The 23,135-nt window shown below is 53.0% G+C and carries 25 protein-coding genes and 3 tRNA genes; 15 read left to right on the plus strand and 13 right to left on the minus strand.

Annotated features, from left to right (window positions below):
- The first annotated feature begins 6 nt into the window (after window positions 1–6).
- A complete protein-coding gene (locus RTM13_RS00260) occupies window positions 7–1,146 on the plus strand; it encodes a DegT/DnrJ/EryC1/StrS family aminotransferase (RefSeq protein WP_312209207.1) in 1,140 nt (379 codons plus the stop codon).
- 77 nt (window positions 1,147–1,223) lie between these two features.
- Here the strand turns inward: RTM13_RS00260 and RTM13_RS00265 are convergent, their stop codons facing one another.
- The 9 genes from RTM13_RS00265 to RTM13_RS00305 form a co-directional block, all read right to left on the minus strand.
- Window positions 1,224–2,378: an acyl-CoA reductase gene (locus RTM13_RS00265; protein ID WP_312209209.1), complete on the minus strand. Its 1,155-nt coding sequence runs from the start codon at window positions 2,376–2,378 to the stop codon at window positions 1,224–1,226.
- Between the two features lie 28 nt (window positions 2,379–2,406).
- Window positions 2,407–3,492, minus strand: a complete 1,086-nt coding sequence (locus tag RTM13_RS00270; RefSeq protein WP_312209211.1) for an acyl-protein synthetase — start codon at window positions 3,490–3,492, stop codon at window positions 2,407–2,409.
- Complete coding sequence (locus tag RTM13_RS00275; protein WP_312209213.1) at window positions 3,476–4,870, minus strand: AMP-binding protein; 1,395 nt, start codon at window positions 4,868–4,870, stop codon at window positions 3,476–3,478. Before RTM13_RS00275 ends, RTM13_RS00270 begins: the two co-directional genes overlap by 17 nt.
- Window positions 4,860–5,822, minus strand: a complete 963-nt coding sequence (locus RTM13_RS00280; RefSeq protein WP_312209215.1) for a transketolase family protein — start codon at window positions 5,820–5,822, stop codon at window positions 4,860–4,862. The genes RTM13_RS00275 and RTM13_RS00280 overlap by 11 nt, the downstream gene beginning before the upstream one ends.
- Window positions 5,816–6,643, minus strand: a complete 828-nt coding sequence (locus RTM13_RS00285) for a transketolase (RefSeq protein ID WP_312209217.1) — start codon at window positions 6,641–6,643, stop codon at window positions 5,816–5,818. Before RTM13_RS00285 ends, RTM13_RS00280 begins: the two co-directional genes overlap by 7 nt.
- Window positions 6,640–7,383, minus strand: a complete 744-nt coding sequence (locus RTM13_RS00290; RefSeq protein ID WP_312209219.1) for an SDR family NAD(P)-dependent oxidoreductase — start codon at window positions 7,381–7,383, stop codon at window positions 6,640–6,642. Before RTM13_RS00290 ends, RTM13_RS00285 begins: the two co-directional genes overlap by 4 nt.
- An 11-nt stretch (window positions 7,384–7,394) precedes the next feature.
- On the minus strand, window positions 7,395–8,138 hold the full coding sequence (locus RTM13_RS00295) for an SDR family oxidoreductase (protein ID WP_312209221.1): 744 nt from the start codon (window positions 8,136–8,138) through the stop codon (window positions 7,395–7,397).
- A gap of 3 nt (window positions 8,139–8,141) precedes the next feature.
- The gene (locus RTM13_RS00300) at window positions 8,142–8,384 is read right to left on the minus strand and encodes an acyl carrier protein (RefSeq protein WP_312209222.1); all 243 of its coding nucleotides are present in this window, start codon (window positions 8,382–8,384) and stop codon (window positions 8,142–8,144) included.
- A gap of 128 nt (window positions 8,385–8,512) precedes the next feature.
- On the minus strand, window positions 8,513–9,157 hold the full coding sequence (locus tag RTM13_RS00305; RefSeq protein ID WP_312209224.1) for an acetyltransferase: 645 nt from the start codon (window positions 9,155–9,157) through the stop codon (window positions 8,513–8,515).
- A gap of 479 nt (window positions 9,158–9,636) precedes the next feature.
- Between RTM13_RS00305 and RTM13_RS00310 the strand changes: the two genes are divergently transcribed.
- The 7 genes from RTM13_RS00310 (at window position 9,637) to sdiA (ending at window position 15,343) form a co-directional block, all read left to right on the plus strand.
- Complete coding sequence (locus tag RTM13_RS00310; RefSeq protein ID WP_312209226.1) at window positions 9,637–10,356, plus strand: RNA polymerase sigma factor FliA; 720 nt, start codon at window positions 9,637–9,639, stop codon at window positions 10,354–10,356.
- A gap of 58 nt (window positions 10,357–10,414) precedes the next feature.
- Complete coding sequence (gene fliZ / locus RTM13_RS00315; RefSeq protein ID WP_312209227.1) at window positions 10,415–10,966, plus strand: flagella biosynthesis regulatory protein FliZ; 552 nt, start codon at window positions 10,415–10,417, stop codon at window positions 10,964–10,966.
- Between the two features lie 90 nt (window positions 10,967–11,056).
- Window positions 11,057–11,857 carry a cystine ABC transporter substrate-binding protein gene (tcyJ, locus tag RTM13_RS00320; protein WP_312209229.1) on the plus strand — a complete coding sequence of 267 codons (801 nt, stop codon included), beginning with the start codon at window positions 11,057–11,059 and terminating at the stop codon, window positions 11,855–11,857.
- Window positions 11,858–11,963: 106 nt separating this feature from the next.
- Window positions 11,964–12,950: a D-cysteine desulfhydrase gene (dcyD, locus tag RTM13_RS00325; protein ID WP_312209231.1), complete on the plus strand. Its 987-nt coding sequence runs from the start codon at window positions 11,964–11,966 to the stop codon at window positions 12,948–12,950.
- Window positions 12,951–12,971: 21 nt separating this feature from the next.
- A complete protein-coding gene (gene tcyL / locus RTM13_RS00330; protein ID WP_103819249.1) occupies window positions 12,972–13,640 on the plus strand; it encodes a cystine ABC transporter permease in 669 nt (222 codons plus the stop codon).
- On the plus strand, window positions 13,637–14,389 hold the full coding sequence (gene tcyN / locus RTM13_RS00335; RefSeq protein WP_312209234.1) for an L-cystine ABC transporter ATP-binding protein TcyN: 753 nt from the start codon (window positions 13,637–13,639) through the stop codon (window positions 14,387–14,389). Before tcyL ends, tcyN begins: the two co-directional genes overlap by 4 nt.
- A 231-nt stretch (window positions 14,390–14,620) precedes the next feature.
- Entirely contained in the window at window positions 14,621–15,343 is a 723-nt protein-coding gene (gene sdiA / locus RTM13_RS00340; RefSeq protein WP_312209236.1) for a transcriptional regulator SdiA, read from the plus strand.
- Between the two features lie 67 nt (window positions 15,344–15,410).
- Here sdiA and RTM13_RS00345 read toward each other — a convergent pair whose 3' ends face one another.
- Window positions 15,411–15,635 carry a DUF2594 family protein gene (locus RTM13_RS00345; RefSeq protein ID WP_312209238.1) on the minus strand — a complete coding sequence of 75 codons (225 nt, stop codon included), beginning with the start codon at window positions 15,633–15,635 and terminating at the stop codon, window positions 15,411–15,413.
- A gap of 455 nt (window positions 15,636–16,090) precedes the next feature.
- Here RTM13_RS00345 and uvrY point away from each other — a divergent pair, with 455 nt between their 5' ends.
- From uvrY to RTM13_RS00380, 7 genes are all read left to right on the plus strand, one after another.
- Window positions 16,091–16,747: a UvrY/SirA/GacA family response regulator transcription factor gene (gene uvrY / locus RTM13_RS00350; RefSeq protein WP_312209240.1), complete on the plus strand. Its 657-nt coding sequence runs from the start codon at window positions 16,091–16,093 to the stop codon at window positions 16,745–16,747.
- Window positions 16,744–18,576, plus strand: coding sequence for an excinuclease ABC subunit UvrC (gene uvrC / locus RTM13_RS00355; protein ID WP_312209242.1), 1,833 nt, complete (start codon window positions 16,744–16,746; stop codon window positions 18,574–18,576). Before uvrY ends, uvrC begins: the two co-directional genes overlap by 4 nt.
- Before the next feature lie 57 nt (window positions 18,577–18,633).
- Window positions 18,634–19,182, plus strand: a complete 549-nt coding sequence (gene pgsA / locus RTM13_RS00360) for a CDP-diacylglycerol--glycerol-3-phosphate 3-phosphatidyltransferase (protein WP_103819255.1) — start codon at window positions 18,634–18,636, stop codon at window positions 19,180–19,182.
- A gap of 150 nt (window positions 19,183–19,332) precedes the next feature.
- Window positions 19,333–19,408 (plus strand) — tRNA-Gly (locus RTM13_RS00365).
- A gap of 65 nt (window positions 19,409–19,473) precedes the next feature.
- Window positions 19,474–19,547 (plus strand) — tRNA-Cys (locus RTM13_RS00370).
- Between the two features lie 12 nt (window positions 19,548–19,559).
- Window positions 19,560–19,646: transfer RNA gene (locus RTM13_RS00375), tRNA-Leu, on the plus strand.
- Window positions 19,647–19,774: 128 nt separating this feature from the next.
- Entirely contained in the window at window positions 19,775–20,440 is a 666-nt protein-coding gene (locus RTM13_RS00380) for a YecA family protein (protein WP_312209244.1), read from the plus strand.
- Between the two features lie 87 nt (window positions 20,441–20,527).
- On the opposite strand, the gene tyrP is transcribed toward RTM13_RS00380, so the two are convergent.
- From tyrP to yecR, 3 genes are all read right to left on the minus strand, one after another.
- A complete protein-coding gene (gene tyrP / locus RTM13_RS00385; RefSeq protein WP_312209246.1) occupies window positions 20,528–21,739 on the minus strand; it encodes a tyrosine transporter TyrP in 1,212 nt (403 codons plus the stop codon).
- 199 nt (window positions 21,740–21,938) lie between these two features.
- Window positions 21,939–22,436 carry a non-heme ferritin gene (gene ftnA / locus RTM13_RS00390; RefSeq protein WP_312209248.1) on the minus strand — a complete coding sequence of 166 codons (498 nt, stop codon included), beginning with the start codon at window positions 22,434–22,436 and terminating at the stop codon, window positions 21,939–21,941.
- Window positions 22,437–22,632: 196 nt separating this feature from the next.
- A complete protein-coding gene (gene yecR, locus RTM13_RS00395; RefSeq protein WP_312209249.1) occupies window positions 22,633–22,971 on the minus strand; it encodes a YecR family lipoprotein in 339 nt (112 codons plus the stop codon).
- Window positions 22,972–23,135 lie beyond the last annotated feature (164 nt).

Genomic DNA, 23,135 nt, shown 5'->3' on the forward strand with positions numbered 1-23,135 from the left:
TTTTTCATGGGCGATAATATATTTGTTACCAGTCCTCTTTTGCCTCCGCTTGAGGAGTTTATCCCTTACCTTGAGAAAATTTGGCAGAATAAAATTCTGACTAACGGTGGTGAATTTCACCAGCAGTTGGAAGAGGCACTGGCCCAATATCTTGGTGTCAAGTATGTCTGCCTCTTTTCCAACGGCACGTTGGCACTGTTGACCGCATTACAGGCATTACGTGTGACTGGCGAGGTGATCACCACGCCTTATTCGTTCGTTGCCACTTCCCATACTCTGCTGTGGAATGGCCTGACGCCGGTTTTTGCCGATATCGATCCACATACGTTTAACATCAATCCTGAACGTATTGAAGAGCTTATTACCCCGCAAACAACGGCGATAATGCCCGTACACTGCTACGGAATTCCATGTGAAGTTGATAAGATTCAGCAGATTGCCGATATTTATGGTCTGAAGGTAATTTATGATGCCGCCCATGCGTTTGGTGTCAGGCAGAAAGATATCAGTATTCTGAACCATGGCGATCTTTCAGTGCTGAGTTTCCATGCCACTAAAGTGTTTAACACCTTTGAGGGTGGGGCGATCATATGTCACGATGCCAGAACAAAACAGCGCATTGATTATCTCAAAAACTTTGGTTTTGCCGGAGAAACCCGCGTGGTTGCTCCCGGCATTAATGCCAAAATGAATGAAGTAGAGGCCGCATTTGGCCTGCTGCAACTGCAACATATTGACGGCGCGCTCGCTGCTCGCGAAACGATTTACCACCGTTATTGTGCAGGACTTGCAGACGTTGAAGGTATAAATTATTTCGACGCAGCCGGACAATTTGAGTGGAACCATGCCTACTATCCGGTGCTGGTCGGGAGCGACTATCCGCTAAGCCGTGATAAGCTGTACGATGCGTTGAAAGAAGAGAGCATCTACTCTCGTCGCTACTTTTATCCGCTGATAAGCTCATTTGCCATGTATCGTCATTTGCCATCGGCGGCCATCGACAATCTCCCGTTCGCCAACGACATTGCCGAAAAAATTCTTTGCCTGCCTATCTATCCGGATTTATCAGAAGCCGAGCAGCAGAGAGTTATCGATATTGTTCGACGTCATGCTAATAATCCACGCCGAAATCTTCAGGTTGCCTGACAAAATAAGCCAGGCTCTATGTTCACAGAGCCTATCTTTTTAACGTTTCCTGGATTGGTCCGACGCCGGGGTGAGGCTTAACCGGTGCAAGAAATAACCCGGGTCAGCATGGCGACTAGATCGTAACCATCCCAGTGCAGTGTAAAATCCAGCGTGCGTCCAAAGGGGACGATACGATCAATGCCTTTTGGTCGAGTACGGGAAATCCAGTCGCTTACCTCTCTATTATCGATGCCGAAAACGGCAAGGGTCTGGCAGCGCGAGTCGCAAAGAGGCACGATCTCATCAAGGGTCTGGCCGACATACTCCATAAAGAAACCACAGTTACCGCGCAGGCTGAGTGTTTCTTCAGAAAGCGATGGCAGCTGGACGCGTACCAGCAGATTATTATTTCCCTGCACTTTTTTTGCACCCATAACCTGCGTGCTCAGCAGGCAGAGCTGCGTGAGTTTATTCACGGCAGAGACCGGTTCAAGGGTGTAGCGTTTCACTGCAAGCGTCTCAAAATGCTGCCAGAAAATGTCGCGAGCGGTATCACTGTTTTCACCTAGCCAGACTACCAGCGACGGCGAAGAGCAAGCGTTTTGGTCATTAAGTAACGTATCGTTGAAAAAGGCCTGTGCCAGCGCTGTTTTATTATCATGCGCGAGATAGCGCTCAGCGTGAATAATGGCAATGGAGTAACGGTCGGCAAAGGCAATATCCAGGGCCCGGGCAGGCAGCGGCGAACGGCGCAGTTGGGCGATAGTCTGGTCGCCACCCCAGATGATGCGCGTTTCACAAAGCGCAGACAGCGCATCGTTAATGGCGGTTTGCTTATCATAACGCACTAATATTACATAAGGCGCTAACGGTGCATGGGCAGCCAGCGCCTGATTCAGCAGGCGCAGCACGATAGCCGTTTGCGGGTGCTCGCGGCCCGGCAGGCGTACAATATTGGCATTGCCGGTTAGCAGGCCGGTGAAGAGCGAGTAGGCAAAATTGACCGGTACATTCCCCGGCGCGATGTGAAAAACGACCCCGCGCCCAAGGCGATTGTTCAGATCGCCACTGGCTTCTCGCATCTGCACGGTGGCGGCCTGGCGGCACCAGAAGCCCAGGCTGACAACGTCCGGCCACTCCCGGGCCTGAATATCGGTACGGGTGAGGCGTGAAAACGTATCCAGCAGCGTCATCACTTCTGGTGAAAATGGAGGTAACGCGGGCAACGATGTGATGGACTGCAACGTCACAAGGTCGCCTGTTACAAACGTTAAGGCATCAAAATTGTGCGGCATAGGTGTCACTGCAGCCTCGTAATTCCGCTCGTTTTAAGCGGCCTAAGACATGAAAATATTTGCCTTTCCGACCGCAGGCGCAGTCGTCTTCACCAACCAGCACGCCTTCGTCCTCTGTGAGCAACGAATGGCCGGGATACGAGCCCGCCAGCACGGAAAGGACCTGAATAATACCCGGCTCTCCGGGCGCGCAGGGTGAAAAGTCAGCGGGTCTACGGATAATGACATCCGAGAAAATGCTGGCGTGAAGATGACCGTGCTCGCACTGCATAGAGATACAGCCTGTCTGTTCAACCATGCCGTAATAGTCATGCACGCGGGGAAGCGCGCAGACATCGTGCAGACGTACCGCGAAGTCAGCGGGAGAGACGGCTTCATGCTGGAGCTTTTTCCAGCCGCCGCCGTGGATCAGCAGTGCCTGGCTTAAATCGAAACGGCGCTGACTGGCGGCAAGCGCTTTGTAAAAATGCTGCCAGACCATAAAAGTAAAACCAAACAGCAGGATGCGTTTGCCCTGATGCTTAGTTAAAAATGCAGCAACAGCGTCACTATTTAGCGTCATGTCATCATTAAGTGCCCAGGCGCGATCGGAGCCAAACAGCGAAAACCCCAAAATTCCGGCTCCACGGGCAGAAAATTGCTGACGATCTTTTAATACCGACGGGCAGTCGATAATAAGCAACGGCAGACGGCCTTCGCCGGTGAACTGATTAACAATTTTTACCAGCGTTTTTTGTTGCAGTGCGGCAGTCGCTTTATCTAAATAGATCCGCGAAACCTGCTGTCCGCTGGTACCCGAGGAGGTCAGAGTTTTAAATACCTCATTGTCGGGCACGCTTTTTAACGTCAGGGTTTTAAATAACGATACGGGTAAAAACGGCAGATCTTCGAGTCGGCGGATAGCATGTGGCTCAACCGACTGCGCATCCAGCATTCGACGATAGGGCTCACAATGTTGATAGTGGTGAACAGTGAGCGTTTTTAGCCTGTCAAGTAGCAGCCGCTGTTTATCGTTTTTTGCCAGCGACCATGGCGGGATCGCCAGAATCTCTTCAAGTGTGAGGGACATAATCTTTCAGCCTGTGGTAAAGCGTTTTGCCGCTCTCATTTCTTGGAATTGTCTCTAGCTCAATAATCTGAACGGCAGAGTGATGCAAGCGGCTGACATCGCAAATGTACTGTTTAACCGCGCCTGTCTGCGACGCATCGGTAAGGAAAAGACAAATTAAGTCATCGCGGCCGTCGCAGGCACAATCAATGCCGGGAAAGGCTTGCTTAATGAGCGACTCAATTTCATCAAGCCCAACGCGATTGCCAAACACTTTCAGGAATCGCTTTTTTCGTCCGGTAATCGAGTAAAAACCGTTATTATCAAAAACGGCAAGGTCACCCGTATACAACACGCCGTTAAAATCATCGTCGCGCGCTAGATCGTCACCGCACAGGGCATAGCCCAGCGCTACGTTAGGGCCACGGTAGACAAGCTCGCCGACGCATCCTGCTTCTTTTACAGGTAGCGCCTGCTCATCGAGCAAAATAAACTCCCCTCCAGGAATCGCCTTGCCAATTGAGCCGGGAAGCTCGGCCGCAAACTCAGGCGCGAGCCAGCCCATCCGTGAGGTTGCTTCCGCTGCGCCGTACATCACGATAAACCGTTTACCGTTTTGCCGGGCATACTCAGCAAATTCAAGCTGCAGCGCTGAAGAGAGCTTTCCACCCGCCTGGGTGAGCGTGTGTAAGTGAGGAAGATCCATACGCATAAAACGCAGCTTTTTCAGCATCTCCCAGGTATAGGGGACCCCTGGCAGCGATGTCGCATGTTTTTCACGCACAAACGTCCAGAACTCACGCTGCATAACGCTATACGCTGTCAGGAGTAGCGTCGCCCCAGCGTGTAAATGGCTATTAACAATAGACAATCCATACACATAGTTGAGCGGTAAACTCACCAATCCTCGTTCGCTCTCATCCAGCGCCAGATAGCTGCCAATGCTTGCCGCATTGCTTTGCAAATTCTGATAGCTTAGGCGTACCAGTTTCGGACTACCGGTTGATCCGGATGTGGTCATCAATAGCGCCAGGTCATCGTGTACAGGCCAGCCTGCCAGACCTGTCTCCTGCAACTGATACCCCTCGTGCTGCGCTCTCCATAGCCATGCCGGTCGGTAAATATCGATCAGCTGCTGTACCCGAGCGTCATCTAACCCATCATCAAGCAGGAGTGCGACGGTCTTTTTTTGCAGGCAGGCAAGATAGGCAATCACGACCTCAATCTGATTGCGACAAAAAATAAACATCAGCGAGCGTGGCGTGAGGCCGTTGGCGAACGCAGCGACGCGCTGAGCCAGTTCACTGTAGGTCAGGCATACGCCACGATCGTCAATCAGCGCAACCCGATCGCTGGGGTGTTCCTCAACGTGATAAAACGGCATCATTTCAACATTCATTAAGGATACGGGAAGTGAGTTGTGCGGCTGTCAAGCCACTTTGCTCCAGCATCCAGGCGTAATCGCCCGCATGCGGATAACCTTGTGGAATGCCTATGCAAAGCTGACGCGGCCTGTTTTCCAACGCGGCCAGATATTCTGCAACGGCGCTGCCCAGGCCACCGATAATGCCGTGCTCCTCTACGGTTACCAGCAGTTTTTTATCCAGCTGAGCAGCCAACATCGCCTCATCCAGCGGCTTGATGGTATGCATATCAATTACAGCTGCATCGACACCGTGATCGGAGAGCTGTCCTGCGCAGGTGAGAGCAACGTGGACCATGCTGCCGGTAGCAACGATAGCGATATCTCGTCCCTCACGCAGGGTGATTGCTTTACCCGGGATGAGTTCAAAATCTTCTTTGTAGACAATGGGCGAACGCATACCGCCAGTCAGCCGCAAATAGACCGGGCCCTGATGTTCAAATGCCGCCTGAGTCATTTTTACCGTCGCGGTACAGTCGGCGGGGGAGAAAATGGTGATATTAGAGACCGAGCGCAGCATTGCCAGCTCTTCGATACCGTGATGCGTTGCGCCAAACATGCCTGTTGCCAGCCCCGAGGCTAATCCAACCAGCTTGACGTTCTCCTGCATGTACCCCAGATTTAGACGCACCTGCTCAGCAGCGCGCAGCGTTAAAAAGTTAGGAAAAGAGGTTACAAAGGGGACAAAACCACTGGCGGCCAGCCCTGCGGCAACGCCGACCATGTTCTGTTCCGCAATGCCGGCGTTGAAGAATCGCTCAGGCAGCGTCGTGCTAAAACGATCGAGGCCAGACGATTTACACAAATCGCCGGACAGCGCCACGATATGCTCATGCTGGCGCGCCAGTTCGAGCAGCGCCATACCAAAGGTGCCCCGAGAGCCCAGCATTGACCATGAGCGAATAGATGCAGGTTTAAACTCTAACAAGATGTGCCCCCTCCGATTTCAGCCTGCGCGTCGCTTAACTGCTGGGCGGAGAGGCGGTTGCGGTGAAACTCTTTATTATTTTCCATAAAGGAGACGCCTTTGCCTTTTATCGTGTCAGCGATAATGACCTTTGGACGACCCTTGTGCGGTACGGCCAGTGCGCGTTGCAGTGCGTCGATATCATGTCCGTCACAGACCCGCGTTTCCCAATTGCAGGCGCGCCACAGTGCCTCAAGATCCATGCGCATAACGTCTTGAGTAAAGCCATCGGATTGCAACCCATTGCGATCGACGATCAGCGTAAGGTTATCTACTCTGTGATGTGCAGCCATAAACGCGCACTCCCAGATAGCTCCCTCGTTACATTCACCGTCACCCACTAAAACGTAGGTATGCCAGGGTTCACCTTTCAGACGTCGGCCCAGCGCCCGGCCAGTAGCGAAAGAGAGCCCTTGTGCCAGACTACCGCCTGAAAAATCAATGCCGTACTCAGGGTGTTTTGTTGGGTGCACCTGTAATACTGAACCATTAAGTTCAAAGGTGTTGAGCTGCTCAGATGTAATGATGCCGAACTCGCACAGCGTGGCATATAATCCTAGTGCGGCGTGGCCTTTGCTGAGAATAAAAAGGTCTCGCTGGTGGTCAGTAATGGTTGCCGGATCGTAACGCATCACTGCGCCATATAGCGCAGTGAGGATATCTACCATCGACAGGGCGGGGGAGATATGCACCCCATCGCTTGGCGCATGGTGAGCCACATGCAGAATACGGCTACGAATTCGCCGAGCGGCACCCTGGAGAGCCGAAAGAGGCGGGATCATTTGAGACCACCATCGACACGGATTGTCTGGCCCGTGATATAGCTGGAGAGATCGCTTGCGAGAAACAGCGCTGCTTCGGCAATTTCAGCGGGCAACCCAGCCCGACGCAGATCGGCGCTATTTTTTGCATCTTCCACCACCTGCGCTGGCATGGTCAGCAGCATTTCGGTATCGGTGATACCTGGCGCGATGCAGTTAGCCCGAATGCCTTTTTCTCCCAGTTCGGCTGCAATGGATTTAGTCATCGCGATCAGGGCCGCTTTAGATGCGCCATACGCTGACTTACCCGGATTCCCATCTTCGCCTGCGGTTGAGGCAATATTAATGATGCTGCCATACTGGTTACGGGTCATTAATTTGGCGATGTATTGGGTGAACATGTAAACCGAGAAAAAGTTCACCTCAAACTGCGCGCGCAGCTGAGTTTCACTGGTCATCTGAAACAGGCTGTTTAGGGTGATCCCCGCATTGTTGACCACGGCAGCCAGCGGACGCTTATCAGACATAATTTTTTTGATGGTCAACTTCATCGCGTCGTAATCGGTCATATCGAATCCGATTGGCCAGATCTCAACATGATGTCGATGGGCAATCTCTGCCATGCTGCTTATAAAGGCTTCATCTGCTTCACGGGCGTGCGCGTAAATATTGGCGCCGCTGGCAGCGAATAATTCAACCATTGCCAGACCCATACCGCGCCGGCAGCCGGTAATTAAGACGTTCTTACCTTGCATTAACATAATCTTTCACCTCAACCCATTCCGCCATCAATGCGGATAACCTGCCCGGTGGTATAGCTGGAGGCGTCGGATGCCAGCCAAAGCAGCGTATTTGCAACTTCTTCCGGAAGTCCAGGCCGTTTCAGTTCGCAGCGCATCATCTGGCGAGCCATGACCTCTTCTGGCAGCGAGGCTGTCATTGCCGTGTTAATCACCCCAGGCGCAATAGCATTTACCCTTATGCCCTGTGGCCCCAATTCTGCGGACAGGGTTTTTGTTGCGGCAATCCACGCTGCTTTAGCACTGGCATAGGCGAGTTGACCGGGGTTGCCATCAAGGGCGGAGATACTGGAAATATTGATAATGCTCCCTTTTTTCTGGCGCAGCATGATACGGGCCATGTATTGCGTAAAGGCAATTTGGGAGAAGAAGTTGATGGTGAAGGTTTTTTGTAACTGCTCGAGTGTGACCATCTGAAAGTTAGCGTCAAAGTTTGCGCCAGCAACATTGACCAACACATCTACATGTTTTTTCGTTTTTTGAATGGCTATCGCCGCGTGTTTAATCGCGTCGCTGTCCTGCAGATCGAAATAGACCGGAATAATTTCCGTCTGGTATTTTTCGCTTAGGCTGCTGATAAAATCGCTAAAAGCAGGGTCAGGGGCCTGGCAGCAGGCAAACACCGTCGCGCCGTTTTTGGCGAAGGTTTCCAGCGTTGCTTTACCAATACCCTGCAAACAACCTGTGATAACAGCCGTTTTTGCCTTGAGCATCATTACTCAGTCCTGAAGTTCGACATCATATTTTTTCAGGATCTCTTTACCTTTTTCCCAGGAGGCAAATTCGATGATGTCATCAGTATCCATCATAATATCGAAAGCATCCTCCAGTGAAGCAATCATCGTCATATGCCCCACGGAATCCCATGATGGGGTGTCCTGGTATTTGTAACTGGCCAGCACATCCTCCGGCACTTCAAAAGTTTCAACGAAAATACGGTTATAAGTTGCGAGATTGGACATTATCTTTTCTCCAGAGTAGCGTGGAAATTTAATCAAACTTTATATCTGCTTCGCCTGCTGGTGAACATGCATCCTGTAGGGCAAAGTGAATCAATTGTTTCAAGAGCTTAGGGTTTATGCGCCCGGCGTTATTTAAAAACTTTTTTATCATCGTTAGGGCGAATGGCACGCGCCGGATTGCCCATCACGATCATGGCAGGGGCAATGTCAGTAAACACCGCTGCGCCCATGCTAATAATGGAGTCGTTACCGATACGGGTTGTTTCGCGAACAACCGCATTCATGCCGACAAATACACGCTCACCGAGTTTACAGTTGCCGGCCAGATTAGCGTAGGAGGAGATGATGGAGTGCTGTCCAATGACGCAATCATGGCCCAGGCTGGCGTTGGGTTGCAGATAGACATTTCGACCAATATCAGTATCGCATGAGACGAAGGCACCATAGCCAATGACACAGCCTTCACCGAGCGTAATATACTGGCTTAACCTGGCGTTTGGATGAACAAGCGTGGCGAGCGCAAAATGTCTGTCTGTCGCTTTTTGCGCGAGCGTATCCCGTAGTGAAGGTTCCCCCACGGCAATAACAATCTCATAATCGTTCGGCATGATGGCGTCGAGATGTACTACGGGGTGGCCTTTGATTTGCCGCCCGTCGTTAATATCATCGATAAAGCAGATCCCTTCCCAGCGCGGACGGCAGGCATCGATCTGTTGTGCGAGCTCAAGCACTTCTCTGCCAAGCCCACCTGCGCCATAGATTGCCAGTTTCATCTTATCCTCAACCTTTACCACGCCAGGCCATAAACCTGTTCCTGTTGTAACCAAACCGCTCAACATGGAGCAGGTACAGAAAATCTGTCGACACCATCATCCTAATGTAAATCAGCAGTGAGGCTAGCCAGGGGAGGAATAAACGTCATTTTCTCTCGTTTATTAACGGATAGATGGGCGACAGGGTTTTGACCAGTTAGAAAGTGTGATGTACATAAAACGACAGGCAATTTTTTTTAAAATATGTCGCTTATGTTACAGCTTATTTTACAAGTATTAATCCGTTTTCATGGTTATAAAAGGTGTAAAATGGCGCGAATCTCTGTTTAACATTTTTGCCTACGTTAAGTGCTTTTCTTGTCGCTCATTTCGCTTATTACCCCAAATAACCCCCCATTTCACCCACTATTCATCCGATTAAAACCCCTCCAGAATCGGATAATCATGCCGATAACTCATTTAACGCAGGGCTGTTTATCGTGAATTCAATGTATACCGCTGAAGGTGTAATGGATAAACACTCGTTGTGGCAACGTTATGTACCGCTAGTGCGTCACGAAGCATTGCGCCTGCAGGTGCGTTTGCCGGCGAGTGTGGAACTGGACGATCTGCTACAGGCGGGCGGTATCGGGTTATTGAATGCAGTTGACCGATATGACGCTCTGCAAGGAACGGCATTTACCACTTACGCAGTGCAGCGTATTCGTGGGGCGATGCTGGACGAATTGCGCAGCCGCGACTGGGTGCCGCGCAGCGTTCGGCGTAACGCCCGCGAAGTAGCGCAGGCGATGGGGCAGCTGGAGCAGGAGTTAGGCCGTAACGCAACGGAAACTGAAGTTGCACAGCGGCTCAATATTTCTGTGGAGGAGTATCGTCAGATGTTGCTCGACACTAATAATAGCCAACTCTTCTCCTATGACGAGTGGCGTGAAGAGCATGGCGATAGTATTGAGCTGGTGACCGACGATCACCAGCAGGAGAACCCGTTACATCAGCTGCTGGAGAGCAATCTCCGCCATCGCGTGATGGAGGCGATCGAAGCCTTGCCGGAGCGTGAGCAGCTGGTATTGACGCTCTACTACCAGGAAGAGCTGAATCTCAAAGAGATCGGCGCAGTGCTGGATGTTGGAGAGTCGCGGGTCAGCCAGCTCCATAGCCAGGCCATTAAACGCTTACGTACCAAACTGGGTAAGTTATAGGCAGCAATGGGTGCTGCCTGAACGATGTCGCACAACGTATTGACAACCAGGAGTTATCATGACGGTGCTACAAGTAAAAAGACGGCCTCTAAGCCGCTACCTTAAAGACTTCAAACACAGCCAGACGCATTGCGCCCATTGCCATAAACTGCTCGACCGCATCACGCTGGTGCGTCGGGGCGAGATCGTCAACAAAATTGCTATTTCGCGCCTCGACACGCTTCTGGACGAAGCGGGCTGGGAGCAGGAGCAGAAAGAGTGGGTAGCACTGTGCCGATTCTGCGGTGATTTGCACTGCAAAGAGCAGAGCGACTTTTTTGATATTATCGGTTTTAAGCAATATCTTTTTGAGCAAACCGAGATGAGCCACGGCACGGTGCGTGAGTACGTGGTGCGCCTGCGTCGTCTTGGCAATCATCTTACTGCCCACCGCATCACCTATGACCAGCTTGAAGACGGTTTTCTGGATGAAGTTCTGGAGCCGTGGTTACCCACCACCAGTACTAATAATTACCGGATTGCTCTGCGCAAGTATGCGCAATTCAAAGCCCAGTCGCACTTTATGACCAGTCAGAAAATCGCTTCTGGCGCAACTTCTGATATATATTAAAAGAGAATAATATGTAGCGTACAGGTGTTTGTACCTTGTGGTTCAGCCCCTTACACTGCGTATCAACCAATTATTTTCTTCGGGGTAACTATGAAATTAGCTCTTTTGGGTCGTCAGGCGCTGATGGGTGTGATGGCTGTTGCGCTGATGGCAGGCGTGAGCGCGAAATCCTTCGCCGACGAAGGCCTGCTGAATAAAGTAAAAGATCGCGGCACGCTGCTGGTGGGGCTGGAAGGGACCTATCCGCCGTTCAGCTACCAGGGCGATGATGGCAAGCTTACCGGCTTTGAAGTGGAGTTTGCGAACGAGCTGGCAAAACACCTCGGCGTGAAAGCCTCGCTGAAGCCGACCAAGTGGGACGGTATGCTGGCTTCGCTGGACTCTAAACGCATCGACGTGGTGATCAACCAGGTCACTATCTCCGACGAGCGTAAGAAGAAATATGACTTCTCTACCCCTTATACCGTCTCCGGTATCCAGGCGCTGGTGAAGAAGGGTAATGAGAGCGGCATCAAAACCGCCGCCGATCTGAAAGGTAAAAAGGTGGGCGTCGGTCTGGGTACCAACTATGAAGAGTGGTTGCGCCAGAACGTGCAGGGCGTGGATATCCGTACCTATGATGATGACCCGACTAAATACCAGGATCTGCGTGTAGGCCGTATCGATGCCATTCTGGTGGATCGTCTGGCGGCGCTGGATCTGGTGAAAAAGACCAAGGATACGCTGGCGGTTGCGGGCGAGCCGTTCTCCCGTCAGGAAGCGGGCGTCGCGCTGCGTAAAGGTAACGAAGACCTGCTGAAAGCGGTTGATGATGCCATTGCTGCCATGCAGAAAGATGGTAGTCTGAAGGCGCTGTCAGAAAAATGGTTCGGCGCTGACGTGACGAAGTAAAGTCCATCGGCGGTAAAAAGGCGCTTATTTAAGCGCCTTTTTTATTTCTGCCGCTAAAGGTACATAATTAACAGCAGCATGTTTACTATTGGCCACCGGAGGCCCTATGTCTTTGCAAAACCTGACCCGCTTTCCGCGCCTCGAATTTATTGGCGCACCGACGCCATTGGAGTACCTGCCGCGCTTCTCTGATTATTTGGGACGCGAGATCTACATCAAACGTGACGACGTGACGCCGATGGCGCTGGGGGGCAACAAGCTGCGTAAGCTGGAGTTCCTTGCTGCCGACGCGCTGCGGGAGGGGGCCGATACGCTGATCACCGCCGGCGCGATCCAGTCAAACCATGTTCGCCAGACCGCTGCCGTGGCGGCGAAGCTGGGCCTGCACTGCGTGGCGCTGCTGGAGAATCCTATCGCCACGCGGGCGGAGAACTATCTCACTAACGGCAACCGGCTGCTGCTGGATCTCTTTAACGCCCAGATAGAGATGTGCGACGCCCTGACCGATCCGGTTGCGCAGCTGGGCGAGCTGGCGACCCGCATTGAAGCTCAGGGTTTTCGTCCCTACGTTATTCCGGTCGGTGGCTCGAACGCGCTGGGCGCGCTGGGCTACGTGGAGAGCGCGCTGGAGATCGCCCAGCAGTGTGAAGGGGCGGTGGAGCTCTCTTCAATCGTGGTGGCCTCCGGTAGCGCCGGAACCCACGCCGGACTGGCGGTTGGCCTGGAGCAGCTGATGCCGGAGGCGGAGCTGATTGGCGTGACCGTCTCCCGCAAACGTGATGAGCAGAAACCAAAAGTCGTTGCGCTTCAGCAGGCGGTTGCCCGCGAGCTTGAGGTCGAAGCGACGGCAGATATTGTACTCTGGGATGACTACTTCGCCCCCGGCTACGGCACGCCGAACGAAGAGGGAGTGGAAGCCATCAAGCTGCTGGCCCGCCTCGAGGGAATTCTGCTGGATCCGGTCTACACCGGTAAAGCCATGGCCGGACTGATCGACGGCATCAATCAGAACCGTTTCAAAGATCGTGGGCCAATTCTGTTTATCCATACCGGCGGCGCGCCTGCGCTCTTTGCCTACCACCCCCACGTTTAAACTTCAGGCAGAAAAACCATAATGCAAGAGAGTATACAACTGGTAATAGAGTCATTACCGTACCTGCTGCGGGGTGCGGTATTCACATTACAGCTCAGCATCGGCGGGATGTTCTTTGGCCTGCTGCTCGGCTTTGTGCTGGCGCTAATGCGCATGTCGGCCATTGCACCGGTTCGCTGGCTGGCGCGTTTCTATATCTCCATATTTCGCGGTACCCCGCTGATCGCACAACTGTTTATGATCTACTACGGCCTGCCGCAGTTTGGCATCGAGCTGGATCCTATCCCGGCAGCCATGATCGGTCTGTCGCTTAATACGGCGGCCTACACCTCAGAAACGCTGCGTGCTGCCATCTCCTCAATCGATAAGGGGCAGTGGGAGGCCGCAGCCAGTATCGGCATGACCCCATGGCAAACCTTGCGTCGCGCTATTCTGCCTCAGGCGGCCAGGGTAGCGCTGCCGCCGCTGAGCAACAGCTTTATCAGCCTGGTAAAAGATACCTCGCTGGCGGCAACGATTCAGGTGCCGGAGCTTTTCCGCCAGGCACAGTTGATCACCTCCCGGACGCTGGAGGTCTTTACCATGTATCTCGCTGCCTCCCTGATCTACTGGGTGATGGCGACGGTACTCTCGGCATTGCAGAACTATTTTGAAAACCAGCTTAACCGTCAGGAGCGCGATCCGAAATGAGTGCGATTGAAGTGAAAAACCTGGTGAAGAAGTTTCACGGCCAGACGGTGCTGCACGGCATTGATTTAGAGGTTAACGAAGGGGAGGTAGTGGCGATCATCGGCCCCAGCGGCTCCGGCAAAACGACGCTGCTGCGTAGCATTAACCTTTTAGAGCACCCGGAGAGCGGCAGCATCCGCGTTGGCTCTATCACTATCGATACGGCGCGGGCCTTAAGCCAGCAGAAGGGGCAGATCCGCCAGCTGCGCCAGCACGTGGGCTTCGTGTTCCAGAGCTTTAATCTGTTCCCTCACCGCACCGTGCTGGAGAATATTATTGAGGGGCCGGTAATTGTAAAGGGCGAAGCGAAAGCCGGGGCCGAGGCGCGCGCCAGGGAGCTGATTGCAAAAGTCGGATTGAGCGGCAAAGAGACCAGCTACCCGAAACGTCTCTCTGGGGGGCAGCAGCAGCGCGTAGCGATTGCCCGCGCGCTGGCGATGCGCCCGGACGTGATCCTCTTTGATGAGCCGACCTCGGCGCTGGATCCTGAGCTGGTGGGGGAGGTGTTGAGCACTATTCGCCAGCTGGCGCAGGAGAAACGAACCATGGTGATTGTGACCCACGAGATGAGTTTCGCCCGGGACGTAGCCGATCGGGCCATCTTTATGGATCAGGGCCGGATTGTGGAGCAGGGGCCAGCTAAAGAGCTGTTTGCCAACCCCCAGCAGCCGCGAACCCGTCAGTTCCTGGAAAAATTCCTCATGCAATAACGTTCTGCTCATGCGCCTACCCACTTTATAGCGGCGGTAGGCGCAGCGGCCCGCACCGGTATTAATACCCTGCTAATGACCCGCCATATCTCCCGCTAATCTGGCTTCGGTTGGCATATAAGTTCAGTTAATTTCCCCTGGGTGGGATAATTTGGATCTATAAATAAGATTTATGTGATAGTTTTATACATACATAATAAATATATAACGAACGGGGCTTTAGCGGTCAGTATGCAGGATATTGATTTTTTCACATGGCGGAGGGAGCTGCTGCGGCGTTTTAATGAGATGACGACAGCAGATGAGGTTTATAAAGAGTTAGAGAATCAGACGCAGCGGATGGAATTTGATTACTACTCTTTGTGCGTACGCCATCCGGTGCCGTTCACACGGCCTAAAATTTTCCTCGAAACGTCCTATCCCGATACGTGGAGGGCGCAATATTATGCGGAAAACTATTTTGCCGTTGATCCCGTGCTGAAGCCGGATAACTTTAGCCAGGGTCATCTTCCCTGGAACGACCGCCTGTTTGAAGATGCGCAGACCATGTGGGATGACGCACGCGATCACGGGCTACGCAAGGGTTACACCCAGTGCCTGATGCTGCCCAATCGTGCTACCGGTTTCCTGTCGGTATCAAAAAACTCGGTACGGGGTAAGAGCTTGAGCGCTGATGAGATTGAGCTCTCTTTGCAGCTGCTGGCGCAGCTAAGCATGTTGACACTTTCACGTCTGGAAGAGGAGATCGTGATGTCACCCGAGATGAAATTCAGCAAGCGCGAGTGTGAGATCCTTAAGTGGACGGCGGAAGGGAAGACCTCGGCGGAGATCGCAATGATTCTGTCGATCTCTGAAAACACAGTGAATTTCCACCAGAAAAACATGCAGAAGAAGTTTAACGCACCCAATAAAACGCAGATTGCCTGCTATGCGGCGGCGACCGGATTTATATGAACGCTGCCTGCGTTTCGCGTGCCGAACGCAACACCGGCTGACAGTTCGTCTGCCAGCCGGTAACTCATCACTGACGGTAGGCTTGTTTAATCTGCTTAACCGTATTGGCAAAAACGTCAGCCTGCCCTTCGTTTTCCATCTGGGCGATCTGTCGCTCCATTTTCAGGATAACCCGGCCCGCGTCCGCCTGGCCCATCGCCTGCAGCATCAGGGTGACCATTGCTTTCAGGCAGGAGACTTCCTGGGACAGGTGTTGATTACTTTCCGCAGTAGAAAAGTCAGGAGTGCTCATCTATTTTCCTCGATTTGTTACAGCGCTGCTGCGCGCCCGTGAAGGTGAAGGCGGCGGAGTATAGCACAAGCGCTACAGAAAATAGCACTGGTTGTTTTTTGTGCGCCATACAAGTCTGCGCGTAAATAGGGTGTTATTACGAATTACTCTAATTTATAACGTAAAGTATATGTTTAAAAGAGGTATAAAAGGCGTTATTTCTTGTTACAAAGAAAAATGGGGTTTTTACAGCGGCGAAATAATATTGGCGACTATAACCGACTGAAAAGTGGTATTTAAGACACCTGTTTTAAAGGCAAGCGAGACGGGGCTCTTTCCACGTTTTGTACAGCTTTATTTCCAGAATTGCGGACGAAATCGTACGCATTGCAATTAATCTTTTAGTTTTTGCCAAAATAACGCTAACATAGAGCGACTTTACTGTCAGTCGCGTTATCCCTTTTTGGAGATTTGCTTTGATCAACGTTCTTCTTGTTGATGACCACGAGCTGGTGCGCGCAGGGATACGACGCATTCTGGAAGATATTAAAGGCATAAAAGTTTCCGGCGAGGTCTGTTGCGGTGAAGATGCCGTAAAATGGTGCCGTGTTCATCCTGTGGATGTGGTGCTGATGGATATGAACATGCCCGGTATTGGTGGTCTTGAGGCAACGCGTAAAATTGCGCGATCCACGGCCGATACCAGAGTGATTATGCTGACCGTTCACACTGAAAATCCGCTGCCTGCCAAAGTGATGCAGGCAGGCGCATCAGGCTACCTCAGTAAGGGAGCCGCCCCGAAAGAGATGGTTAACGCTATTCGCGCCGTTTATGCCGGCCAACGCTATATCGCCTCAGATATTGCCCAGCAGATGGCGCTCAGCCAGATTGAGCCAGAGAAGACCGAATCTCCCTTTGCTAGTTTGTCTGAACGCGAATTGCAGATTATGCTGATGATAACCAAAGGCCAAAAGGTGAATGAGATTTCCGAGCAGTTGAATCTCAGCCCGAAAACGGTGAACAGCTATCGCTATCGGATGTTTAGTAAACTGAACATCCACGGTGACGTGGAGCTGACCCATTTGGCCATTCGTCATGGTCTGTGTAATGCGGAGACGTTAACAAGTCAGTGAGTGATGTTTTTGATTCAAAAGCCTTTCTGAGTACGGTTACCAGTAAACCCGGTGTCTATCGCATGTATGACGCCGGTGGTACTGTTATCTACGTCGGTAAAGCCAAAGATCTCAAGAAGCGCCTGTCCAGCTACTTCCGTAGCAACCTTGCCTCGCGAAAAACCGAAGCGCTGGTATCTCAGATCCAGCAGATCGACGTGACGGTGACCCATACGGAAACGGAAGCGCTTCTGCTTGAGCACAACTATATCAAGCTGTACCAGCCCCGGTACAACGTGCTGCTGCGCGACGACAAATCCTACCCGTTCATTTTTCTTAGCGGCGATACCCATCCGCGTCTGGCGACGCACCGGGGAGCTAAGCACGCGAAAGGGGAGTATTTTGGGCCGTTCCCCAACGGCTACGCGGTGCGCGAGACCTTAGCGCTGCTGCAAAAGATCTTCCCTATTCGCCAGTGTGAAAACAGCGTCTACCGCAACCGCTCCCGTCCCTGCTTGCAGTATCAGATTGGCCGCTGCCTTGGGCCTTGCGTCGAGGGACTGGTCAGCGAGGAGGAGTACGCTCAGCAGGTTAACTACGTGCGTCTCTTCCTGGCGGGCAAGGACGACCAGGTCCTGAACCTGCTGATTGAACGCATGGAGAAGGCCAGCCGCGATCTCGACTTTGAAGAGGCGGCACGTATTCGCGATCAGATCCAGGCCGTACGCCGCGTTACCGAGAAGCAGTTTGTCTCTAATACCGGGGACGATCTCGACGTGATTGGCGTCTCGTTCGACGCCGGTATGGCCTGCGTGCACGTGCTATTTATTCGCCAGGGCAAGGTATTGGGCAGCCGGAGCTACTTCCCGAAAGTGCCGGGCGGCACCGAGCTGGGCGAAGTGGTGGAAACCTTTGTGGGGCAGTTCTATCTGCAGGGCAGTCAGATGCGTACCCTGCCGGGGGAGATCCTGCTCGACTTCGATCTGAGCGATAAAACCCTGCTTGCCGATTCGCTCTCCGAGCTGGCGGGCCGCCGCGTCAACGTGCAGACTAAACCGCGCGGCGATCGGGCGCGCTACCTCAAGCTGGCCCGCACCAACGCTGCTACGGCGCTTAGCACTAAGCTCTCCCAGCAGTCAACGGTTAGCCAACGTCTGGTGGCGCTCGCTACGCTGCTGAAGCTGCCAGCGGTGCGGCGCATGGAGTGTTTTGACATCAGCCATACCATGGGTGAGCAGACCGTCGCCTCCTGCGTGGTATTTGACGCCAACGGGCCGGTGCGTGCCGAGTACCGCCGGTATAACATCACCGGCATTACCCCAGGCGATGATTATGCGGCCATGAACCAGGTGCTGCGTCGTCGCTACGGTAAGGCCATTGAAGAGAGTAAGGTGCCGGACGTAATCTTGATCGATGGCGGCAAGGGACAGCTGGGTCAAGCGAAGACGGTCTTTGCCGAGCTTGACGTTCCCTGGGATAAGCACCATCCGCTGCTGCTGGGCGTAGCGAAAGGCACCGACCGTAAGGCAGGGCTGGAGACGCTGTTCTTCGAACCGGAGGGGGAGGGCTTTAACCTGCCACCAGACTCACCGGCGCTGCATGTGATCCAGCATATCCGCGACGAGTCGCACAATCACGCCATTAGCGGGCACCGTAAAAAACGCGCCAAGGTGAAAAATACCAGTACCCTGGAGACTATTGAAGGGGTCGGGCCGAAGCGTCGTCAGATGTTGTTGAAATATATGGGTGGATTGCAGGGTTTGCTCAACGCCAGCGTTGAGGACATTGCAAAAGTGCCGGGTATTTCGCAAGGGCTGGCAGAAAAGATCTTCTACTCGTTGAAACATTGAGGGCTCTGTAGCAACATAGGGCTAATTTTTACTGACAACAGACAGTTACCTGCCACTATGCGATTCAATATCCCAACGTTGCTCACGCTTTTCCGTGTCATCCTGATCCCGTTCTTTGTGCTGGCGTTCTACCTGCCGGTGGTCTGGGCTCCCTTCGCATGTGCGCTGATCTTTCTTGTTGCTGCGGTGACGGACTGGTTTGATGGCTATCTGGCCCGGCGCTGGAACCAGAGCACCCGCTTCGGGGCCTTTCTTGATCCGGTGGCTGATAAGGTCATGGTGGCCATCGCTATGGTGCTGGTGGCCGAGCACTACCACACCTGGTGGGTGACGCTGCCTGCCGCCACCATGATCGCACGTGAGATCATCATCTCTGCCCTACGCGAGTGGATGGCGGAGCTGGGCAAACGCAGCAGTGTAGCGGTGTCGTGGATTGGGAAAGTAAAAACCACCGCGCAAATGGCCTCGCTGGTGTGGATGCTGTGGCGGCCGAACGCCTGGGTAGAGTGGGCGGGAATTGGCCTGCTGTGGGTTGCTGCGGTGCTGACGCTGTGGTCTATGTTCCAGTATTTAAACGCGGCGCGGGGCGATCTGCTGGAACAGTGATCGTTTCGGCTTAATTTTCAGCAAACGATCCCGGATTTAAAAAATATCGTTGACTCAGTGCGTCAGGTAAGTAGAATGCATCGCATCAGACGGCAGCGTAGCTTGCCAGATGAGAGTAAAATCAAGTGATTAGCATCTTCACCTGATGATGCGGGAATAGCTCAGTTGGTAGAGCACGACCTTGCCAAGGTCGGGGTCGCGAGTTCGAGTCTCGTTTCCCGCTCCAAATTAAGATATCGGCACTGTATAGTATTGAACAGCGCGGGTATTAGTCGAAAGACAAAGATTTAAGGCGCGTTAGCAAAGCGGTTATGTAGCGGATTGCAAATCCGTCTAGTCCGGTTCGACTCCGGAACGCGCCTCCAATTTCCTCCCGAGCCCGGATGGTGAAATCGGTAGACACAAGGGATTTAAAATCCCTCGGCTGTAAGGCTGTGCGGGTTCAAGTCCCGCTCCGGGTACCATTGGAAATTCACAGAATAATCAAAGCAATAAGCAGTGTCGTCAAACCACCTACGGGTGGTTTTTTTGTGCCTGCGATTTGCAATCGTCTATTATATATACGCCCGCCCCAAACTGAGGTAGTAATTTTATGAAAACCGGACCGCTGAACGAGCAAGAGCTGGAGTGGCTGGATGACGTGCTGGCAAAGTACAGTACCGATGCATCCATTGTCGATGTGGCGGAGCTGGATGGCCTGCTCACTGCGGTGCTGAGCGCGCCGATGGAGATTGAGCCGAGCGAGTGGCTGGTGGCTATCTGGGGCGGGGCGAATCACGTTCCGCGCTGGTCATCCGAGAAAGAGATGGAGCGCTTTATGACGCTCTCGTTCCAGCATATGAATGATATCGCCGAGCGCCTTGCCGACTACCCGGAGCAGTTTGAGCCGCTGTTTGGCACTCGCACTATTGAAGACCAGGATCTCAGCATCGTTGAAGAGTGGTGCTTCGGTTATATGCGCGGCGTATCGCTCAGCGACTGGTCGTCGCTGCCAGAGTCGTTACAGCCTGCGCTGGAGGCCATTGCCCTGCACGGCACTGAGGAGAACTTTACCCGCGTAGAGGAGATGACCCCAGAGGCGTTTGAGGCGAGCGTCGAGGCGTTGAAACCCGCTGCGCTGGCGCTGTTTGACTACTGGGCAGCTAATCAGCAGGAGAGGGCGGTACAACAGCCGATCGTCAACGGTGATAAGGTCGGGCGTAACGATCCCTGTCCGTGTGGCAGCGGCAAAAAATACAAGCAGTGCTGTCTGCACTGATACCATTACTGTAGGCCCGGTAAGCGTAGCGCCACCGGGCATTACTCTGTTGACGCTGCAACGCCGGCCTACGTTGAGCTTACCTCTCTAACCCACCTCTGGCAGCAGTCCCGCTGCAATACCACCCTGAATTACAATCACCGCCACGCCGCAGAAGAGCACCAGCAGCAGGGCCGGTTTGCCGCCCCGAACGCGGTATCCCGTCTGTGGCGTATGCTTACGGCTCTGCCACGCCAGCAGGGAGGGGATCAGCAGCGCCAGCACGGCCAGCGCCACGCCCGCATACCCCAGCGCCATGACAAAGCCACGAGGGTAGAACAGTGCAAAGGCCAGCGGCGGCAGGAAGGTAATCGCCCCGGTCTGGAGCCTGCCCGCTGCGTTGTTGCGACGGTTGAAGAGATCGGCCAGGTAGTCAAACAGGCCCAGAGTCACCCCCAGAAACGAGGTTGCCAGCGCCAGATCGGCAAACAGGTGCACCGCCAGCTCTACGTGCGGCGAGGCGACAACGTCGCGCAGCGCCTGCAACAGGCCGTTAAGCCCGGCGCTGTTAGCCATCAGGCCAAAGAAGGTGGTGGAGTCGATGCTGCCCAGGGTTGCCAGCTGCCAGAAGATATAGGCTACCAGCGGGATGGCGCTGCCGGTAATAAATACCCAGCGCAGCTTCTGCACGTTGCCGTTCATATAGCTAACGATACTCGGCACGCTGCCATGAAAGCCAAAGGAGGTGAAAATCACCGGGATAGCGGAGAGCGCCAGCCCTTTTTCCAGCGGCAGCGTCAGGAGATTTACTTTATGCACGTGGGGCATCAGCAGCGCCAGCATCACGATCAGGAAGATCAGCTTGGCGCTAAACAGAAAGCGGTTGAAGAGATCTACCAGTGAGGTGCCAATGCAAACCACACCGCCAGCCACCAGGGTAAACAGCAGGACGCCGGTGGTAGGCGAAACGGAGAGACTTAGCCACTCGCTCAGGCTAGAGGCCAGCAGCTCGCCGGCACCACTCATGTAGGCCGCCGTCAGGGCATACATCAAAAACAGCATGCTAAACCCGGTGGCCCATTGGCCATAGCGGCCAAGATAACGGCGAGCCAGCGTGCCCAGCCCGGTATCGGCTGGAACGTGCTGGTAGACCTCCAGCAGCAGGAGGGCGGTATAACACATTAGTCCCCAGAGGAAAAAGAGTAACGCCAGCGTTACGCCAAAGCCGACACCCGCGGCGGCCAGCGGCATCGCCAGCATACCAGCACCGATCGTGGTCCCGGCAACGATAAACATACTGCCAAAAGTCCTGTTCTTCACGCTTCTCTTTACACCTGCACTACGCACCAAAATTGTGCGGCGCAGAGTAAGGCAAAACGGCGTTGACGTCAAACCACCGTTACAAGCAGTGTAAAGATAACGATACGTTTTTTGATGGCGCATAACGCGGGGGAACGAGAATAAAATGTAAATAGCGAGTCAGAATTAATTAAGGCAGCACAGAGTGCCGCCACAATAATTATTTTTGTGCGTCGAGCGTAGAAAGTTCTTTATCAATAAAATAGAGTCCTTCGCCACTTTTACCGGCCAGGGAGAGTTTATCAATAACTGATTTAAATAATTTCTCTTCTTCGTGCTGTTCGGCCACATACCACTGTAGGAAATTAAAGGTGGGATAATCCTGGTTGGTCATTGCAAAGTGGGCCAGGGCATTTATCTGACGGCTGATAAGCTGCTCATGCTCATAGGTAGCGCGGAACAGTTCGTCCAGCGAGGCATATTCAGCGAAGGGCGTGGGGATCGCGTTAATGCGCGGCAGGCTGCCGGTATCGGTCAGGTAGTCAAACAGGCGCTGCATGTGGGTCATCTCTTCCTGCGCATGGCGACGCAGAAACGCAGCTGCACCTTCAAAACTATTATAGCTACACCAGGCGCTCATCTGCTGATAAAGCAAAGAGGAGTAAAGTTCAAGATTCATCTGCTCATTGAGCTGTTCAATCATTTCAATTTTAAGCATGGCGTTATTCCATAACAGGTGGGGAAAAGTTAAGTGCCGTCACTATAATTTGTTATTTAATTATTTGCAAAAGGTAAAATAAAAAAGTTCTTTTTAAAAATACGAATGGGAATAACACGCATTGGCGCTTATTTAATAAATAAATGAGAATTATTTGTTTTATTATTTGCCAGCGTCGCTGCACTGGCAAATACCATTAATAATAGACGCCCGCTGGGGTATAGCTGACGGCTCGCCCTTGACACTGGTACTGGATAGTGACGGTTTCGTTCAGGCACAGCGAGCCGCTGATGACGCTACAGGTTTTAACCGGCTGACCAAAGGCGATCGCCGTGGCATAGCCCATCTGCTGGCACTGACGGTTTGCCGTTCCCTGAGTGGTGTAGTCGTCATAGCGGGCCTTCTGCAGCATCGTCTCGTTAAAGTGCAGTCGCACCAGGCCCGTTGCCGGGTTAACGTCGGTGACTTCAGGTTCCTTCGTGATGGTGCATCCAGCAAGCAGCATCAGCGAAGCGGCAAGGAGGAGTCTCTTCATGCAAACGCTCTGATTCAGTTTCGATGATCTCATCCTACAGCCTGCTTCGCCAGGCAATGACCGGAATAGCCAAAGATTCTTACTTCTCTAATTGCAACGGCAGGTGGGAGAGGGGCGGGTACAGGCAAAACTGTGACCGCATCTCTAATTTATAAAACCATTTT

Source organism: Pseudescherichia sp. (assembly GCF_031979925.1).
In the GTDB taxonomy this organism is placed as follows: Bacteria; Pseudomonadota; Gammaproteobacteria; order Enterobacterales; family Enterobacteriaceae; genus Pseudescherichia.